The organism is Meridianimarinicoccus aquatilis, from assembly GCF_004358675.1.
Taxonomy (GTDB): domain Bacteria; phylum Pseudomonadota; class Alphaproteobacteria; order Rhodobacterales; family Rhodobacteraceae; genus Meridianimarinicoccus; species Meridianimarinicoccus aquatilis.
The window spans coordinates 14,634-31,083 of sequence record NZ_SMZO01000045.1 but is presented as its reverse complement, the minus strand read 5'-3'; the positions used below and the strand labels follow the sequence as shown (position 1 = coordinate 31,083).

The following is a 16,450-nucleotide window of genomic DNA, read 5'->3' as shown; positions in this document are numbered from 1 at the left end:
GGGACTGTTGCGTTAATTTGCGCGTGTTGAGCTTTCCCTGATGGCACAGGTGGTTACGTGGCGGTTTTGAAGAGGCTGGCGATGAATTCAATCTCGCCTCTGACGCCGGGTTGTTTGTGGTGGATATGGCCGCGTTTGATGGTCCGAATCGTTTCGACTCCGCTGAGGGTCGCTTTGGCGGATCGGAGCGAGCGGAAACTCTGGCGATAGCCAAGGAGCCGTTTCATTGCGGCGTGGTCGCTCTCGATCAGGTTGTTTCGCCATTTCCGGTCAATGTGACGGATGCTGTCGAAGTGCGGGTCATATCGGTGGTTGATCTCGCGGATGACGCGCCGGTAGGCGTGTGCCTTGTCGGTGCAGATTGTTACCGGCCGGTGGAGCCGCACGCGCTCGATCGCCTTGCAAAGAAAGGCTTTCGCGGCCTTCGCATCGCGTCTTGCGGTCAGCCGAAAGTCAACCATCTGCCCGTTGGCATCGATCGCGCGCCAGAGGTAGCGCCACTTGCCGCCGACGCGGATATACGTTTCGTCCACATGCCAATCAACGCTGCCGCGGCGCAGATGCCGTTCGGTGCGCCGCGTCAGCTCCGGGCCAAACTTCTGGACCCAGCGATACACGGTCGACCGATCGACGTTGACGCCGCGCTCCGCCAGAAGATCCACAACATCTTGGTAGGACAGCGGGAAGCGCAGATACCAGCGTACGGCGCACAGGATGATCTCACGTGGAAAACGATGGTGCTTGAACGGTGATTTATGCGGCATCGAGAACCTCCAAAGCCACATCGTCGCTACGAAACGAAGCTAATGCAACAGTCCCAACGTAACACGTATATAACACATATTTAACACTAGAAAGCGCCCCAAACAGCAACGAAGCGACCGATCACAACTACCATGTTCGGCTTCGCCTTACACGCAGCTGCCTGCCTTCGGCAGGATGGGGCTGAACCTCCTCGCTGCGATTATCATTTACTGAAACATCAACCAGAAATGGCGAAACAACCTGATCGAGAGCGACCACGCAGCAATGAAACGGATCCTTGGCTATCGCCAAAGCTTTAGATCCTTACGATCGGCCAAGGCAACCCTGAGCGGGATAGAGACGATCCGGAAAATCAAGCGGGGCCACGCCCATCACAAGCGACCCAGCGTCAGAGGCGAAATTCGGTTCATCACCCAGCTTTTCGAAGCCGCGTGATCAAGTGCTCTTACACGGCCCCACACTAGGCAGAGCAAATTAATGCAACAGTCCCGTTTCAGGAGATGCTGCGCCCGATCTAATGGCTGGAAAGAGCCCAAAGTACTTGATGCTGCGCTTCGCATGAATGGACTTGAACCGCACTTTGCCGCCATTTGCCATCGCAAGGACGGCCCGGAGCCGACCTAAAATGAGCCTCGACTGCGCCGCAGTGCAGCACTTCAGACCGGCCTTCGCTGCAGGCGCAAATTCGCCGCGTGAGGATCGCGATGGCAACAGCGAGACCCAACTGACCGCGATGCAACCCAGCCTCCAGGCCGGAAGTTGTGGCGACGATCACGGAGCAGACGGCCCGCCAAATTTGCGTTGCGCTGTTTGAGCAATGATGTTGCTGAATGAATGCCCCGCTCTAGAACTCTACCCAAGCGGTGCCGGCCTCCGCAGACGCTATGCAGGCCGAAATGAACCGGACGCCATCAAGTCCTTCAACAATTCCGGGCAGGAGTTTTGGACCCCCTGCGTGTTCTGCCGAGATCAGATCTGCAGCCTCGCGATAGAGCGTCGCGAAGCCTTCGAGATAGCCTTCGGGATGACCCGCCGGAATTCTGGTGACCGCCATGGCGGCCTCTGTCGCTCCGGCGCCGCCCCGGGTGATTATCTGGCGCGGTTGGCCGAAGCGGGTAAAGGCCATCCGGTTCGGATCTTCCTGGCTCCATTCAAGCCCGGCCTTGTCCCCATAGACCCGGAGCCGCAGCCCGTTCTCATTGCCGACCGCCACCTGGCTGGCCCAGAGCATGGCGCGCGCACCACCGCCATAACGCAGCAAAATGTGGGCATTGTCATCGACCGGCCGCCCAGGCACGAATGCCGAGAGGTCGGCTGCAAGATGGCTGGGCGTCAGGCCAGTCACGAAATTCGCCAGGTTGAAGGCATGCGTGCCAATGTCGCCGATTGCGCCGCCCCTGCCAGACCGTTGCGGGTCGGCCCGCCAGGCCGCCTGCTTGCCGTCGGAGGGTTCCGTCAGCCAGTCCTGCGCATATTCCACCTGTACGATGCGGATTGCCCCCAGTTTGCCCGAGGCGATCAAGCCGCGTGCCTGCCGGATCAACGGGTAGCCGGTGTAGTTGTGGGTCAGGATGAAATGCTTACCCGAACGGTGTACCGCTGCCGCAATGGCTTGGGCGTCCTCTTCGGTGCCGGCCAGCGGCTTGTCGCAGATCACGTGGATCCCGGCGTCGAGAAAGGCAATCGCAGGCGCGGCGTGCACGTGGTTCGGCGTGACGATAGCCACCGCGTCGATTCCGTCTTCGCGTGCCGCTTCGGCCTGCGCCATTGTCGCGAAATCTGTGTAGCTGCGGGCCGGGTCGAGACCGAGGTTTTCTGCCGATGCCGACGCGCGCGCGGGATCCGAGCTGAGCGCACCGGCCACAAGGTCCCAGCGACCGTCGAGACGCGCGGCAAAGCGGTGCACTCCGCCGATGAACGCGCCTTGGCCGCCACCGACCATGCCCAATCTCAACCGTTTCATGATGCCACCCCAAGCATTTTCCGGATCGTCGCGGTGTCGGTATTGCCCCCGGCAAAGTCGTCGAACGCTTTTTCGGTGGCTTCAATGATGTGACGGCGGATGAAGGGCGCGCCTTCGGCGGCGCCTTGATCGGACGATTTCAGGCAGCATTCCCATTCCAGCACCGCGAAGCCATCATAGCCGTATTGACACAACCGCGAGAAAATTCCGGCGAAATCAACCTGACCATCTCCCAGCGATCGGAAGCGCGCGGCGCGGTCGGTCCAGTCGGCATATCCCGAATAGACACCCTGCCGGGCGGTCGGATTGAACTCGGCGTCCTTGACGTGGAACGCGCAAATGCGATCGTGGTAGAGGTCGATGAAGCCCAGGTAGTCAAGCTGTTGCAGCAGGAAATGCGAGGGGTCGTAGTTGATCCGTGCGCGTTCATGATTGCCCGTTGCCGCGACAAAGCGCTCATACGTGGCGCCGTCGAACAGATCCTCGCCGGGGTGGATTTCAAATCCGATGTCAACGCTCTGGTCCTCATATGCGTCGAGGATCGGCCGCCACCGACGGGCGAGTTCGGCAAAAGCCTCGTCGATCAGCCCCGACGGACGCTGCGGCCAGGGATAGAGGTAGGGAAACGCTAGCGAGCCGGAAAAGCTGACGGTGGTGTCGAGGCCAAGGTTGCGCGCGGCCCTGGCGGCTTTGAACATCTGGTCCACCGCCCAGTCTTGCCGTGCGGCGGGTTTGCCGCGCAGAGCGGCCGGCGCAAAAGCGTCGAAGGCAAGGTCATAAGCCGGATGAACCGCGACCAGTTGGCCCTGTAGGTGGGTCGACAGTTCACTGATCGTCACACCTGCATCGGCGCAGATGCCCTTGACCTCGTCGCAATAGGTTTGGCTTGTCGCGGCCTTGTCGAGGTCAAAAAGCCTGGTGTCGAAGGTCGGTATCTGGACTGCATCATACCCCAGCCCGGCAGCCCAGGCGGCAATGCCCCTCAGGGTGTCAAACGGGGCCGCATTGCCGGCGAACTGGGCAAGGAAGACCCCCGTACCTTTCATCGTACTGGCCATCGTCTGGCTCCTTTGTCTGTGCCCGTCAGGACGCGAAGTCGCTGAGCATCGTCAGGTGCCGGATCTCGACCGGACGGGCGAGCAACTCGCCCTGCCGGTCGAACAGCGGCTTCAGATGCGGCTTGGTCAGGTGTTCGTCGAGATCCTGCTGGGTGCGCCAGTTTTCATAGAAAACGAATACGCAAGGATCGCGGGCATCGGCGTGGAAGTCGTAGTTCAGACATCCCGCCTCGGCCCGTGTCGGGACTACCTGCGCGGCAAGGATCTCCTGCAGTTCCGCGCGGGTTTCAGGTTTGGCGACAACGGTGCCGATGATGGTGCATCCGGGGATCATGGCTCAGCTCCTTTTCTGGCTGAGGGCCACGGCCAGAATGATGATCCCGCCACGTGCGATAAGCTGTTGGCTGAATTCGAGACCCATCAGGATCAGCCCGTTGTTGATCAGCCCGATCATCAGCGCGCCGACAATGGTGCCGATCACCGTACCGTAACCGCCGAACAGGCTGGTGCCGCCGAGGACCGCCGCCGCGATGACGCTCAGCTCGTCGCCTTCGCCAAGCTGGAACCGGCCTGATTGCAGCCGCCCTGCATAGAGCATGCCGGCCAGTGCCGCCGCCATCGACGACACGATCAGCACCCGAAACTTGATCGAGCTGGTGTCGATGCCCGAATACCGCGCCGCTGTTTCTCCGCCACCGGTTGCCAGCACACGGCGCCCGAAGCTGGTGCGTTTCAGCACGAAGTGACCGATCACACCCAGCACCACCATCCAGATCAACAGCACCGGAATGATCCCGATCGAGCCGCCGCCGAAGAGCCAGGAATAGGCCGGTTCGATGATCGGAACCGCCGAGGTGTCGCTGACCCACATGGCGACGCCCTTGGCGATGCCCATCATGGCCAGCGTCGTCAGGAATGACGGAATGCCGATGCGGGTGGTCAGAAGACCGTTGAACACGCCCACGGCAATGCCGGTGGCCAGCCCGGCGGCGACGCCGAAGAACAGGCCGCCAACGTCGATCGCCATCGCGGTTGTGACCGAGGCCAACCCGGCAACCGCGCCGACCGACAGGTCGATCTCACCGGCGCTGAGCACGAAGGTCATGGCAATCGCCATCACCGCGATCATCGCCGTCTGGCGCACGATGTTGAGCAGGTTGTTGGGGTTCAGGAACCCCTTGTCATTCAGCGTCAGCGCGAAGATCAGAAAGATCACCGCAAAGCCGATATAGATGATGTTCTGGCGCCAGTTGGCCAGACCGAAGCGGGCCACGATGCCCGTCCCGGAGCTGAGGTTTTCACTGGTGGACATGGGCGTGTCCCTGATGCTTCAGGGCCTCCTGGATATGGAATTGCAGTTTCTGTTCCGCCGCCTGCAACTGGTGCATGGTGTCATCGGCAGGCAGGTTGGGGTCGTCGAGGTCGTGGCGCGGATAAGTGCCCGCGGCGCGGCCTTCGCTCATCACCACGATGCGGTCGCAGGCGGTGAGAAGCTCGCTCAGTTCGGACGAAATCATCAGCACCGCCTTGCCCGATTTCGCAAGGTCGCGGACCAGCCGGATAATCTCGGACTTCGATCCGATGTCGATGCCGGCCGTCGGCTCGTCGAGGATCAGGATATCCGGATCCGCCGCCAGCCATTTGCCGATCACCACCTTCTGCTGGTTGCCGCCCGACAGGGTGGATACCGCATGATCGCGCGAGGCGGTCTTGATGCTGAGATGCTTGATCTGGTGATCCGCCGTCTCACGCACTGCCTGGGTGTTCATGACCGACCGGTTTGACAGGTGATCCAGCACCGCCATCGAGATGTTGGAGGCCACCGAATGCGCGCCGATGATGCCCTGCGTCGCGCGGGCCTCGGGAACCAGCGCGATGCGCGCGTCGATGGCGTCCTTTGGCTTGTTGATCTGAACCGGTGTGCCGGCCACGCGGATCTCGCCCGAGGCCACCGGATCGATGCCGGCAATTACCCGCGCCAGCGACGACCGGCCCGAGCCGAGGAGCCCCGCCAACCCAACCACTTCGCCGCGATGCACAGTCAGGCTGATGTCCTGAGGCTTGTGGGCGCCCGAGACATTCACCAATTCCAGCAGCGCCTCGCCCAGCTCAGCGGATTCGCGCGCCACATCGCTCAGCCCCTTGGACCGCTTGCCGACGATATGTTCGATCATGGTGTCGATCGGTAATTCCGACAGTGGCGCCGTGATCACGTGGCGGCCATCGCGCAGGATGGTGGCACGGTCTGCGATACGCGCGATTTCGTCCATCCGGTGGCTGACATAGATGATCGCGACGCCCTGAGACTTCAACTTTCGCAAGAAGACAAACAGCCGCTCGACATCGGACACCGACAGCGCCGTCGACGGCTCGTCTAGCACCAGCACGCGGGCATCCTGGCTGATCGCCTTGACGATTTCGGTCAATTGCTTCTGCCCGGCCCCGAGATCGCCAACCAGCGCCCTGGGGTCCACGTCGACTTCGAGCATGTCGAACAGCTCCTTGGCCTTGCGCTCCGCCACGCGGTCGTCGATCAGCCCCGCGCCGGTCTTGGCCTCGCGGGTCAGATAGACGTTCTGGGCCACGGAAAGCGTCGGGATCAGGCTCATCTCCTGAAATATCATCGCGACCCCGGCGTCGCGCGATGCCTCGGGCGACATCGCGATGATTTTGGTGCCGCAGATCTCGATGGTGCCTTCGTCGGGAACATGGACCCCGTTCAACACCTTCAGGATCGTCGACTTGCCAGCGCCATTGCCGCCCAGCAAAGCGTGGATCTCGCCTGCTTCAACCTGGAAATCCACGCCTTGCAGGGCCTTCACGCCGCCGAAATGCTTGACGATGCCCCGCATGTCGACGGCATGGGTGGTGCCGGTCATGCCGGCACCGCGGTCCTTTTGTCCGCTGCTGTCAGGGATTGCACCTTGACCCATTGTTCTGTCTCCCCCGAAGTGATCAATGCATCGGCCACCAGTTCGGTCAGGTATCCGTCGGCAAAACTCGGCGACGGCTGCTCACCGCTGGCAATGGCATTGAAGAAATCATAGCACTCGATGATCTTGGTTTCCGAATACCCGATGCCCAGCGCCGGGATCGGCCAGAGACCTTCGCCATAAGGATGTGCCGGGCCGGTATAGACCGTGCGGAAGCCGCGCGCGTCGGCCGGATCGTCGGCAAACATCACCTGAAGCTCATCGCGGCGTTCGTAGTTGAACAGAATCGACCCCTTGGTGCCGTGTATCTCCAGCGTGATGAAGTTGTTGCGGCCATAACCGTTGCGCGTGGCTTCGAGCGAGCCGATGGCGCCGCATTCGAACTTCAGCATCGACACGACCTCGTCGTCGACATCGACCTCGCCGCGCGGCGCACCCGAGTTCTTTTCGCTGGCGCCAAGCTTGTCGACACCGCCCGACTGCAGGGGCCGACTTTTGATATAGGTCGGCGTCAGGGCGCTGACCGCTGAAATCGGGCCGACCAGGTAATGCGCCAGATCGACGACATGGGTGCCGATGTCACCGATTGTGCCCGATCCGGCGATCTTCTTCTGGAAACGCCAGGACAGTGGCCCGTCGGGATCGGCAGACCAGTCCTGCAGATAGGTGCCGCGGAAGTTCAGGATCTCTCCGATACGGCCTTCATCGATGTATTTCTTGGCCAGCGCCACGGCGGGTGTGCGGCGGTAGTTGAAGGCGACCATATGGATCACGCCGGCTTTCTCGACCGCGTCGAGCATGGCTTTGGCCTCTTCGCCGCCCCGAGCCAGCGGTTTTTCGCAGATGATGTGCTTGCCCGCCTTCGCCGCGGCAATGGCAATCTCGGCATGCACATTGTTGGGCGTGCAGATGTCGATCACGTCGATATCGTCGCGGGCGATGACTTCGCGCCAGTCGGACGAGGCTTCGTCGAAGCCAAAACGCTGACGGGCGGCTTCGGCCAGTTCGTCTGTCACATCCACAACGACCTTGCGGTGCGGAATGGCGGGGGCGGGCCAGAAGAACATCGGCATCGACGCATAGGCCATGGCATGTGCCTTGCCCATGAAACCGCCACCGATCATCGCGATATTGAGTGTCTTGGTCATTTTCCATTCTCCAGAAATGGGGCGTCAGGGAGGTCGCGCCTGTGGCGCCGCCGGGCCGCGGAACTTGTTCGGAAAAGGTGGCCGATCCCTGTCGCGCAGGGTCGGCCCCGCTTGTGCTACTTCATGCTCTTCTGGATGTTGCGGGTGGCGTCTGCGCGGTACACGGTTTGCCAGGCGTCCAGCAGGTTGCTCTTTTCGACCGGCAGAGCAGGCAGGGCGACAAAGGCCGGTGCCTCCTTGTCCAGCAGCGCATAGCCCGCCAGCGTGGCTTCTGCGACGCCCTGGTCGAACGGACGCTGCGCGCCCAGGCCCTTGACGAAACCGCCCTGGGCCATGTTGATCGCGACGTTCTCGCCGAGGTCGATGGTAGTGATGATCAGGTCATCGCGCCCGGCCACACGTGCGGCCGAGATTACACCCTCGGCGGGCACGTCCCAGACCGCCCAGATCCCATCGAGATTGGGGTTCGAGGTCAGCATCGCCGAGGCGACCTTGTCGGCGTCGCCGGTGAAGTCCGGGCCGCCGATACCTTGTTCGGCCACGATCTCGATGTTCGGGTAGTCCGAGCCGATGGTCGCCTTGAACGCGTCGTAGCGCTGGCGGGTCACGAAAAAGTCGGCCGCATGGTAGACCAGACCGATCTTGCCTTCCTCGCCCAGGGCCTTGGCCATCAAATGCGCGGCGGCAACGCCATTGCCGTAGTTGTCGGCCGAAACCACTGAGACGTAGTCCTTGCCCGCGGTCATGCCCGGGGGGGTGTTTTCCATGAATACGATCTTGACGCCCGCTTCGGCGGCCGCCTTGTAGGCGGCGGCGGTGGCGGCCGGGTCGGTCGGCACCGACACGATGATATCGGGCTGCTGCGCCATCACGGTTTCGATGTCGGCTACCTGCTTTTCCGGCTTGAAGCCCGCGTCGGTGACGGCGATCACCTCGATGCCCAGTTCGGCAAAGCGGTTCTGAAGACCGTCGACCTGCGCCCGACTCCAGTCATTTCCGCCGTAATGCATGATGATGGCGGCGGTGGCGTTCATCGCCTTGATCTGATCGATCTCAGCTGCCGAGAGCACGAGGTCCGCAGCAGGGCTGGGATCTTCGCCATTGGGACCTTTCGACAGAACGGTGGATTGCAGCGCGGCAAGCGCCGCGTCGGGATCGGCGAAGGCCGGGGTCGTCAGTGTGGCGGTCGCCAGGAGCGCGGCAATGGCCGTGCCTTTCAGGGTTGTCATCAGTTTCATTGGGTTTCTCCTCCAGAAAAGTCCGGACCTCTGGTCCGTGTTGTCGTGTGATTGCAGTGGTGTTGTGTCAGGCGGGCTCGAAGCTTTTTTCGAGATAGGCCATGCTCAGCTCCGCTCCGGCGCGCGGGTCGTCCCAGGCGTCAAGCTCGACAGCCACCCAGCCGTCGAATTCGGTGTCACGCAGTGCCGCGATGATCGGCGCGCTGTCCAGATCGCCCCGGTCCAGCGGGGTGAAGGCGAAGGGCTCTTTCTGCCAGCCCTTCAGATGGACATAGGAAATCCGGTCGCGGTGCTCGCGGATCATCGCCGCCGGATCGCCGCCGCCTGCCGCGAGATGCGCGGTGTCGGGGCAGAAGTGGATCGACGTCTGCGAGAAGATCTTGCACACCTGCTCGGGGCTTTCGCCGATCGTGGTCAGGTGCGGATGATAGTGACCCTGCAGGCCGCGCTCGGCGGCGATGCCCGCCACTTTCTCGAGTGCGGCCGAAAGCTTGCCGTAATCGCCCTCGCGGATACCGTCGAAGCGCTTTGCCCCGCCGCCGACCACGAAATGCGGTGCGCCAAGCTCGGCGGTTTGGTCCACGGCGCGGCGAATGCGATCTAGTTCCTCGGGCAGGATTTCATCGTAGATGAAGTTGCCGCCAGAGTATGCCGCGACAAGGCTCAGCCCGGTGTCGTCCAGCAATGCCCTGAAATCCCTTGCGGAATAGTCCAGCAGGTTGCCGTCGAACAGTTCGACCCCCTGATAGCCCGCGGCGGCGATATCGCGGAAGGCGACGGCCATGTCCGCGAAGGTCCGATAGGTCAGTTCGGTGATCGACGTGACGCCGACCGCATTGCCGCCCAGCGGCCCCCAACAGTTCGCCTGATAGGCCAGTTTCCATTCTTGCATGGGTTCACCCTCTCGCGCCCCGTCGGGGCTGACTTGCGTTTGCGGCCGGCCAGTCCGGCCTGCTGGGCTACAGGATTAAGCTCTAAATCACACTTTGGTCAACATTTAATCTGCCTATGTACGTTATCTTTTGCAGATTTTATGCAAAAGTATAGAGTTGCACGACCGAAGGAGGGCGGTTATTTGTGGTTCATGAGATGGACGCCGTTCGAAATAGGCGTGGAAAACCGCCGGAGCAGCCGTCGATTCGCAGAATCAGGGCTGGTGGAGCCTGCTCGCCGCAACGCCGCTGCAGGCACACCGGACAAGTGCCGATGAGCCGCGCCGCTGAAACCAACGGATCGGTCCGGGGCACCAAAGGACGTCCACGAAACAGCGACGGGGCGGCCCCTAGCCTGACAAAAATCCTCAATCTCGTCCGGACCGGGCAGGCGACGACACGGCAAGAGATCGAGCGGACAAGCGAACTTGGCCGCGCTATCGTGACCGATCGGCTGACCACCCTGACCGCGCTGGACCTGGTGGACGAAAGCGAACTTGGCGTTGCAACGGGGGGCCGCGCGCCACGGCTGGTGCGGTTCAACGCCAATGCCGGTCTGGTGCTGGTCGCCACGCTTGATCAGACGGCGCTGGGTGTGGCGCTCTCCGACCTCTCGGGCAAATTGTTGACGGAGCATCACGAGGCGCTCGACCTGAATGCGCCCGCCGAAGATACCATGAGCCGTTTGGAATCCCTGTTCGAGTGGATCCTCGAAAAGAGCGCGCGGACGCAAAAGGTCTGGGGCATCGGGATCTCGGTGCCTGCACCCGTACAGACGCCGTCCGGCGGGCTTCTGTCCACCTCGCCGCCGATCCTGCCCGCTTGGGATGGCACCGCCTATGTCGAACGCCTAATCCAGACTTTCAAGGCGCCGGTCTGGCTGCGAAGCAGTGTCGGAACGATGGCGATGGGCGAGCTGCACGACGGCGAGGTGCCGCCGGATTCGACCATGCTGTTCGTCAAGATTGGCAAACGTATCGGCGCAGGGCTTGTCGTGGATGGCAAGCTCTATCGCGGCGCACAAGGCGCCGCCGGCCTGATCGGTCAGTTGCCGGTTGCCTCGGACGGGCTGACCGGACCGCTGGAATTGCTCGCCGGCAGCGATACGATTGCCCAAGCGGGGCGGTCCGCCGCGAAAGAGGGGGAGAGCCCCTATCTGGCGGAAATTCTGGCCCGGGGCGGCGAGATCACCTCGATTGATGTCGGCCAGGCGGCGCAGGCCGGTGACGTCACCGCGATGGAGGTCATGTCACGCAGCGGGAGGCTCATCGGTCATGTGGTGGCCGCGCTGGCCAATATGCTGAACCCCAGCCATATCGTCCTCAGCGGCTCAGTTGCCCAGACGAACGACATCCTGCTCGCCGCGGTGCGCGAGGTCGTCTATGGGGAGTCGCACCCGCTGGTTACCCGTGACCTGCGCATCACCGCTTCGCGGCTTGGCAGCTCTGCGGGCCTTATCGGCGGGGCGGCGGTTGTGGTGGACGCGCTGTTCGCCACCGAGTTCCTGCGCAGTTGGATCACCAAAGGCTCGCCTCTCGGCGCGCCCAAGTTCGAAAAGGTCATAGAGGTCACCCGGGCGGCGCTGGCCCACCCCGAAGCCGATACTCCCGATATCCCGTCGCCGCCCCGAAAGACTGATCTTAGAAGCAAGGGCAACGACGCATGACCAGTGCATCCGACAAGACCGTTTCCGGGTTGGGCCCTCACGGCGAACGCGCGGCGGCCCCCAGCCGGATCACGCTTCTGGATCACGATATCGCCGCGGCCCGCGAAAGTGGCTTTTCGGTTGCCATCGTGATCCATACGCTCCACAGCGACTGGTCGCAGCAGTCGATGGCTGGGATTGTCAAAACGTTGGACCAGTGCGGCGCCACCGTCAGCGAGGTGGTGAATTGCGAGTTCGACGCGGACGCCCAGATCGCCGCGCTGGACCGGCTGAGCGGCGAGCCGGTCGACGCGGTCGTTTCCATCCCGGTTGGCAATGCCGCCGTGGCCGAGGCGCATCGCAGAGTCGCCAAGGCGGGCAAACGCCTTATCCTGCTTGACAACGTACCCACCGGAATGCTGCCGGGCCGGGATTATACCTCGCTGGTCTCGGCGGATAACTTTGGCCTCGGGCTGATCGGCGCAGAACTCTTGTCGCCCCATGTTCCAGAAAACCGGCAGGTAGGGATCCTGACCTACGGCGTCGATTTCTTTGCCACCAACGAGCGCGAAATCGCATTTGCCCGCTGGATCAAGGCAAATCGGCCCGATCTTACGGTGCACACAAGACGCTTTGCCTCGCTTGAGACAACCGGGCAGACCACAGAGTCCCTTATCGAGGAGTTTCCCGAACTGGGTGGCCTTTTCGTCGTCTGGGATATCCCGGCGATGGAGGCTATCCGGGCCCTGGATTGCAGGGGCGTCTACGTGCCGGTCACGACGGTCGATCTTGGACGCGAGGTCGCCATCGACCTGGCAGGCGAAGGCAGAACCGTCGGGATCGCCGCGCAGCAACCGCACGCCCAGGGTGTGGCCGCCGTTAAGACAGCCATTCTGTCCTTGCTCGGGTTGCCGGTTCCCGGCTGGACCGCACTTCCTGGCGTGCCTGTAACAGCGTCCAACATCGTCGAAAGCTATCAAGCGGTCTGGAGTACTGACGCACCTGCGGAAGTTCTGAAACTCAAGGGCGGATCGTCTTAAGTGTGCAACTCTGAACCCATTTCGTCCTCGAACGTGGGCTACGCAAGTATTTCGTATGTTTGACATGCCTTGATACTGGCACTGAAGGGATCCATCCCGAGTCAAATCATCGAGCCGCGCGTGTTCCGCGAGCGGAATACGCATGTTAATAGTACGGGCTTGACGCGTAAATTGAACTGATAACGGGCAAGCATCGTCCACCTGCTTTACATTGCGGCTGTTCACGGCGCCAATTTTTCGCCAGTTGTTGTGCTGTGCGGCTTTGATCATTCAAGCGGCGGCGCAGAAAGATTTCCGGCATCAAGAATGTCAGAATGTGCTTCTGACACCGGGGCGTGGCGCGCTCGCAACTGCAGCAGATGACTGCTTCTGCAACTGTGCCATCGTCACTTTGCGGTTGCAGCGAATTCACACTTCCCGCCCGACCTGCTGGAATGCAATGTCGTTAAGCGCAGGCAGCGGACGTTGATGGTTCGGGCGGCGAAAGCTCACTTCGTCCGCACACCGGACAGGCAAGACGACGCGTATGCTGCAAAAGCATAGCTGTGATCCCGGCAGTGCGCCGGTCTCGCTTCGAGCGATAGACAGGGCAGGGCATCGACGGGCTGACGCCCGCTCACCCCAACCCTGACAGTTTCCAAATTCTATTGATCCGCCTGCCATCCCGGCAGGTCCGGGAAAACCGGCAAGCGCCGCCCGAGGGCGTCGGTTCCGGTCGAGAATCCCGGTTCCTCCCACGCGCAGGCGCGCGGTTCCCTCCCAAATTCACGCCCTCCACCCGGTTGTCACGGCCCCGTCAGGCCGCAGGACGGGCTTTGCCCTTACCTGCTCTGCCCTTCGGAATGCATGGGCATTCCAAAGATCAGAACAGGAAGGCCCGCCCATCGGCGGAAAGGGAAAGAGACCCGGCCCGCGTCACGCGAAGGAGGGTCACAAATGACCGCAGAGAAGTTTGACGTTTATTCCCATGTCACAAATCAGATCATCGCGCAGATCGAGGCCGGAACGCCGCCGTGGCGCAAGCCGTGGACCGGAGGCGGGGTTTCGGTCAGCTTGCCAGAACGGTTCAACGGGGAAGCCTATCGGGGCATCAATATCCTGATGCTTTGGGCGGCGGCGATGGCGAAGGACTACAGCTCAGCCCGCTGGATGACGTTCAATCAGGCGAAGCAACTGGGGGGCCATGTCCGCAAGGGCGAGAAGTCCGCTACGGTCGTGAAATACGGCACTGTCGAGCGCGAGGACGAGAACGGCGAGGACCGTCAGATTCCCTATGCCCGTGCTTATCGTGTGTTCAACGCAGACCAGATCGAGGGCTTGCCCGCTGAATTCTACATCCTGCCCGATCCGCCCCGTGATCTTGGCACCGTGGCCGATCCCGAGCTGGAGGCATTCTTTGCCGCGACCGGCGCGCAGATCGACGTGACCGAGGAGCCGCGCGCGTATTACAACATCAAGACCGACCGCATTCACATGCCGCCGATTGGCACGTTTTATCGGGCGGCGGGGTATTTTGGCACCTTGGCCCATGAGACAATTCACTGGACAGGCGCGACAAAGCGGCTGGACCGCTTGGGCCGGTTCAACGACCGCAAGGCCTATGCGTTCGAAGAGTTAGTCGCGGAAATCGGAAATTGCATGCTTTGCGCGCAGATCGGCGTGGAGCCTGAATTCGACCAGAGCGCCGCGTATGTTGAGGGCTGGCTGGACGCAATGAAGGAAAACAGCCGCGCGATTTTCCGCGCCGCCTCAGAGGCGCAGAAGGCCGTGGATTATATCATGGAGCGCACCGCGCAGGCCGACCGGATGGCCGCCGAGTAACGGCAAGCGCGGGCAAATGATCGGAGCCCCCGTCAGCAGACGGGGGCTTTATTGCGTGGCGGTTCAATTACGATAATGGGGCGTTTTCAGGGTCGGCGCTTCGTGCGACAAATCAAAGCCTTTTTTGCTCAAACCGGCTTCAGACTATGATCTGGACTAGCATGACGATGGCCATGCCCATCATCATCAGGTTTTCGGTGAGGCTCACGAACCCGAGCGGCACGTTCGAGTTGCCGCCCACGCAGGCGCATTTCAGTTCCCGCTTGTCGATATAGACGGCCTTGATCACGCTTGCGGCACCCACTGTGGCGATAAAAAGCGCCGCAGGAGCGGCAAGCGGGGTCAGCAGCATGCCCGTCATCAGGATACCTGCCCCCGTCTCAACCCACGGATAGACATAGGCATAGGGCACCCACTTCCGCGCGAGCAGGTCGTAGTTGAGGAACATCGTCGTGAAGCCTTCGATGTCGCGCAATTTCTGCATACCCAGCAGGATCATCGAGACGGAGATGAACCAACCGAGCGTCTGCCACGAGATCGTGCCGAGAAAGCTGATGGACAGCGCGAGCGCCGTCGCGGCGGCGACCGCGAAGAGGTAGATCACCGGCGTGTAGGTCGTCGCGTCGGGATCGTAATCGGTGAGCTTCTGGCGCAGGGCATCATAGCCACCGACGCGCTTACCTTCGATCCACACTTGCGGGGTCGTAGGGACGCCATATTCCTCTTTGAACGCATCCACTTCGGGGCGCTCGCGGAACAGTCGATCATCGACATCATAGCCTTTGGACTTCAGAAGCCAGCGCGCTTTCTGCCCTGCCGGACACAGATGGTTCGGCAGTGCCATGCGGTAGAGAACGGCAGTCTTTCCGGTCGCGGCGGTGACAGGGTCGGTCGTTACGTTTGCAACGTCGCGAGTATCCTTTGGCATGATTGGCTTCCTTTGTCTCAGGGTTCTGTTCGAGATGTGCCGGGGGCCGCATCCCCATTTTCTTCAATGTCTGCGATGTATCGCTGCATTTCCGCGATCTCGCTGCGCTGTGCCTCGATGATTGCATCGGCCAGCTCGCGTACCCGAGGGTCGGAAATATTGGCTCGTTCGCTGGTCAGGATCGCGATGGAATGGTGCGGGATCATCGCTTTCATCCACGCCACGTCGCCCACCGTGTCCTGCGACCGAACGAGGTAAATCCCGGCGGCAAAGGCGATGGCTGCGCCTGCAAAGATCGCGATGTTGGTTTTCCGGTTGGAATACATGCCCAGCATGAAAGCGAGCATGATGATCGCCATCATCCCGCCCATGTAGAGCGCCATCCACATTCGCGTCTGCGAGAAGAAGACGTGATCGAGGGCATATGTGTTGAGATACATCAGGCCATACATCACCACTGTCGACGCGCCGATCATTGCAAAGAACCGGCCATAGCCACTGCCTTTGCCGGTTTTGCTATCATGATGCGCGTTGTGCGAAACCATTGTAGTGTCGTCCTGATGTGCCATTGTCTGCCTCTTCAATATACCCATATGGGGTATACAACGAAAATGTCAGCCAAAGGTTCCAAAAAAGGGAGCGCCGCCGCATGAAGGCCAACAAGGATAAAACGCTGGACCGTCTGTCACGGCTCGAAGGACAGGTGCGTGGGGTCGCCAAAATGGTCGAAAGCGACCGTTACTGCATGGACATTCTGGCGCAGACGGCGGCGATCCGGTCTGCGGTTCTTGGGGTCGAAAAGCTGATCCTCGAACAACACGCGGAGCACTGCGTCGAGGCTGCGATCGAAAGCGGCGACCCGGAAGAACAGCGCGCCAAGTTCGATGAGCTGATCGGGCTTTTACAAAAGGCGTCACGGTAAATTTTTAGTCGAGCGCTCGTCTTTGGCAGAACATCATTGAGACGGCCAGCGTGCCAG

General features: G+C 61.5%; 15 protein-coding genes and 1 pseudogene. 5 read left to right on the top strand and 11 right to left on the bottom strand.

Going from position 1 to position 16,450, the window contains the following annotated elements:
• Nucleotides 1-53 precede the first annotated feature (53 nt).
• Entirely contained in the window at nt 54-764 is a 711-nt protein-coding gene (locus E2L05_RS15785; protein WP_133343683.1) for an IS6 family transposase, read from the bottom strand.
• Nucleotides 765-978: 214 nt separating this feature from the next.
• On the opposite strand from E2L05_RS15785, the pseudogene E2L05_RS15780 reads away from it, so the two are divergent.
• Nucleotides 979-1,200, top strand: a pseudogene (locus E2L05_RS15780) (DDE-type integrase/transposase/recombinase); the annotation flags it as partial.
• Nucleotides 1,201-1,609: 409 nt separating this feature from the next.
• Here the strand turns inward: E2L05_RS15780 and E2L05_RS15775 are convergent.
• The 8 genes from E2L05_RS15775 to E2L05_RS15740 form a co-directional block, all read right to left on the bottom strand.
• On the bottom strand, nt 1,610-2,728 hold the full coding sequence (locus tag E2L05_RS15775; RefSeq protein WP_133343836.1) for a Gfo/Idh/MocA family protein: 1,119 nt from the start codon (nt 2,726-2,728) through the stop codon (nt 1,610-1,612).
• Nucleotides 2,725-3,786, bottom strand: coding sequence for a sugar phosphate isomerase/epimerase family protein (locus tag E2L05_RS15770; protein ID WP_133343835.1), 1,062 nt, complete (start codon nt 3,784-3,786; stop codon nt 2,725-2,727). The genes E2L05_RS15775 and E2L05_RS15770 overlap by 4 nt, the downstream gene beginning before the upstream one ends.
• Nucleotides 3,787-3,811: 25 nt before the next feature.
• A complete protein-coding gene (locus tag E2L05_RS15765) occupies nt 3,812-4,120 on the bottom strand; it encodes a putative quinol monooxygenase (protein ID WP_133343834.1) in 309 nt (102 codons plus the stop codon).
• A gap of 3 nt (nt 4,121-4,123) precedes the next feature.
• Nucleotides 4,124-5,098 carry an ABC transporter permease gene (locus tag E2L05_RS15760; RefSeq protein ID WP_133343833.1) on the bottom strand — a complete coding sequence of 325 codons (975 nt, stop codon included), beginning with the start codon at nt 5,096-5,098 and terminating at the stop codon, nt 4,124-4,126.
• Entirely contained in the window at nt 5,085-6,665 is a 1,581-nt protein-coding gene (locus E2L05_RS15755) for a sugar ABC transporter ATP-binding protein (protein WP_133343832.1), read from the bottom strand. Before E2L05_RS15755 ends, E2L05_RS15760 begins: the two co-directional genes overlap by 14 nt.
• Nucleotides 6,662-7,867, bottom strand: a complete 1,206-nt coding sequence (locus E2L05_RS15750) for a Gfo/Idh/MocA family protein (protein ID WP_133343831.1) — start codon at nt 7,865-7,867, stop codon at nt 6,662-6,664. Before E2L05_RS15750 ends, E2L05_RS15755 begins: the two co-directional genes overlap by 4 nt.
• A 116-nt stretch (nt 7,868-7,983) precedes the next feature.
• Nucleotides 7,984-9,105, bottom strand: coding sequence for a substrate-binding domain-containing protein (locus E2L05_RS15745; protein ID WP_133343830.1), 1,122 nt, complete (start codon nt 9,103-9,105; stop codon nt 7,984-7,986).
• A gap of 67 nt (nt 9,106-9,172) precedes the next feature.
• Nucleotides 9,173-9,997 carry a sugar phosphate isomerase/epimerase family protein gene (locus tag E2L05_RS15740; RefSeq protein WP_133343829.1) on the bottom strand — a complete coding sequence of 275 codons (825 nt, stop codon included), beginning with the start codon at nt 9,995-9,997 and terminating at the stop codon, nt 9,173-9,175.
• Between the two features lie 314 nt (nt 9,998-10,311).
• On the opposite strand from E2L05_RS15740, the gene E2L05_RS15735 reads away from it, so the two are divergent.
• From E2L05_RS15735 to E2L05_RS15725, 3 genes are all read left to right on the top strand, one after another.
• Entirely contained in the window at nt 10,312-11,703 is a 1,392-nt protein-coding gene (locus tag E2L05_RS15735) for an ROK family protein (RefSeq protein WP_133343828.1), read from the top strand.
• Nucleotides 11,700-12,722, top strand: coding sequence for a substrate-binding domain-containing protein (locus tag E2L05_RS15730; protein ID WP_133343827.1), 1,023 nt, complete (start codon nt 11,700-11,702; stop codon nt 12,720-12,722). Before E2L05_RS15735 ends, E2L05_RS15730 begins: the two co-directional genes overlap by 4 nt.
• A gap of 936 nt (nt 12,723-13,658) precedes the next feature.
• Nucleotides 13,659-14,543, top strand: a complete 885-nt coding sequence (locus E2L05_RS15725; RefSeq protein ID WP_133343826.1) for an ArdC family protein — start codon at nt 13,659-13,661, stop codon at nt 14,541-14,543.
• A gap of 139 nt (nt 14,544-14,682) precedes the next feature.
• On the opposite strand, the gene E2L05_RS15720 is transcribed toward E2L05_RS15725, so the two are convergent.
• Nucleotides 14,683-15,471 (bottom strand): MauE/DoxX family redox-associated membrane protein, encoded by a 789-nt coding sequence (locus E2L05_RS15720; protein ID WP_083350928.1) that lies wholly within the window; start codon nt 15,469-15,471, stop codon nt 14,683-14,685.
• A gap of 17 nt (nt 15,472-15,488) precedes the next feature.
• The gene (locus E2L05_RS15715) at nt 15,489-16,040 is read right to left on the bottom strand and encodes a DUF305 domain-containing protein (protein ID WP_243722011.1); all 552 of its coding nucleotides are present in this window, start codon (nt 16,038-16,040) and stop codon (nt 15,489-15,491) included.
• A gap of 80 nt (nt 16,041-16,120) precedes the next feature.
• Between E2L05_RS15715 and E2L05_RS15710 the strand changes: the two genes are divergently transcribed.
• On the top strand, nt 16,121-16,393 hold the full coding sequence (locus E2L05_RS15710; RefSeq protein ID WP_074637859.1) for a metal-sensitive transcriptional regulator: 273 nt from the start codon (nt 16,121-16,123) through the stop codon (nt 16,391-16,393).
• Nucleotides 16,394-16,450: the final 57 nt, after the last annotated feature.